3 protein-coding genes are annotated in these 2,028 nt (G+C 65.8%); all 3 read right to left on the bottom strand.

The window, feature by feature from the left end:
- Nucleotides 1–412, bottom strand: a 412-nt coding sequence (locus AC1DJT_RS36410) for an aldo/keto reductase (protein ID WP_476836022.1), incomplete at its 3' end; no start/stop codon positions are given.
- Nucleotides 413–464: 52 nt separating this feature from the next.
- Nucleotides 465–638, bottom strand: coding sequence for a hypothetical protein (locus AC1DJT_RS36415; protein WP_441492248.1), 174 nt, complete (start codon nucleotides 636–638; stop codon nucleotides 465–467).
- A partial coding sequence (locus AC1DJT_RS36420; protein WP_476836023.1) for an MFS transporter occupies nucleotides 635–2,028 on the bottom strand: 1,394 nt, incomplete at its 5' end. The genes AC1DJT_RS36420 and AC1DJT_RS36415, both read right to left, overlap by 4 nt.

A 2,028-nucleotide genomic window follows, 5' to 3' on the forward strand; every position in this document is an offset into this window, starting at 1 on the left:
GGCCATGGCCATCGCCCCAGAGTCGCAGGTTGACGACATCGAGCGCCTCGAGCCCGAGATTGCGCAGATTGTCGTGCACGGCCTGCCGCAACGCGTCCGGCGAGGTCGCGGGAAGCCAGGATCCGTCAGCGCCGCGCCGGGCGCCGATCTTGGTGACGATGACGAGATCGTCGGGATAGGGCGACAGCGCCTCGCGGATCAGCTGGTTGGTGACATGCGGGCCGTAGTAATCGCTCGTGTCGATATGGTCGACGCCGCAGGCAATCACCTCGCGCAACACCGCGAGCGCCGCATCCCGGTCCTTCGGCGGGCCGAATACGCCAGGCCCGGCGAGCTGCATGGCACCGTAGCCGAGCCTTTTCACCTGGCGGGTGCCGAGGCGCCAGGTCGGGGATGGGCTCCTGCCAGGCATGGTCGCTCTCCTGTCGATGAAGGCACGAGACAGCGACTGGATGACCGCCGGATCAGAGCGCACGATCGGCGCCGGCCAGGCGGAATTCCATGCATTGCAGATCCATCTCGAAGACCTCAAGGCGCCCGACATTGTTGCGCGTGCCAAGGGTTTTGGCGAGGGCGATCATCTGGGGAAGGTCCGGGCACGGCTTGAGCCTCGATCCCAGGCCAGGCTTCAAGGTCATCGCGGCAATCTCCTGCGCGCAATCCCAAAGATCAGGACAGCGGCGACGATCGCGGCGGCGAGGTTGTAGGCCATCCCGCCGACGAAGGCAGAGGCGTAGAGCTGGGCTTGCCCTCCTGCGTCGATGCCGGCGGCAAGCGCCGCACCGAAGAGGATGCCGACGACGGCCACTCCCAGCGCCGCACCGACTTGCTGCAGCGTTGCGACGACGCCAGAGGCCATGCCTGCCTGTCCCTCCCCCACAAAACCGAGGACGAGGTTGAGCAGCGGCGTCATGATGAGGCCCTGGGCCGCGCCGACCACGATCAAGGCCGGGATCAGATGCGCGACCACGAGCCCTGCTCCGGCAAGCCAGACCTGCGCGATCAGAATGCCGAGCGACACGGCATAGAGAAGTGCGCCTGCGGCAATTGCGGCTGTGCCAAGGCGCGCGACGAGACGGGGCGCCGCCATGGAGGCGATGACGAACCCGATGCTGCAGGGGACGAAACTGAGACCCGCCTCGAAAGGACTGAGACCGAACCCGGTCTGCGCCAGGAGAGCAAAGCATAGAAAGAACGAGGACGATGTMGAATAGATCAGGACGACCAACAGACCGCCGTGGGCAAAGCACGATTGACGCATGAGCTTCATATCGACGAGAGGCTCGCCGCCCGCCCGGCGCCGGCTCTCCTGCTGCCCGTAGAACGCAGCGATCAGGACGGCGGCCCCTGCCAGCGATGCAAGGGTCCAAAGCGGCCAGCCCTGCGCCGGCCCTTCGATCAGTGGCACGAGCAAGAGCGTCAGCCCCAGGCTCACGAGGGCCACGCCGGACCAGTCGAGGCTCGGACGCTCCGGCGCGTAGGTCTCGGGAATGAACGGCGCCATCAGGATGGCGATGACACCGACGGGAACATTGATGAGGAAGATCATGCGCCAACCGAGACCGAACAGGTTCGCCTCGACGAGAAAGCCGCCGACCACCTGGCCCGCGATGGCGGCAAGGCCCAAGGTCATGCCGAGCAGTCCAAAGGCGCGACGAGCGTCGTCAGCAGAGAAACTTACCCGGATCGAGGCATAGACCTGCGGAAACAGGAGTGCTGCCGCCAATCCCTGCACCACGCGCGCAGCGATGAGGATCTCGATCGTCGGCGCCAATCCGCAGAGCGCCGAGGCGAGCGTGAAACCGGCAATTCCGACGACGAAGAGCCGCCGGCGGCCGTGAATGTCGCCGAGCCGCCCACCGGTGATCAACAGCACCCCGAAGCCAAGTTCATAGCCCGCGACGATGAAGCCGATCTGTGACAGGCGGGCGCCGAGGCTGGCCTGCATGGCCGGGATCGCGACATTGACCACGAACAGATCGAAGATCGTCACGAATCCCGCCAGAAGCAGAACGGACAAACCGAGCC

This window comes from Allobosea sp. 05T422_2 (assembly GCF_056396265.1).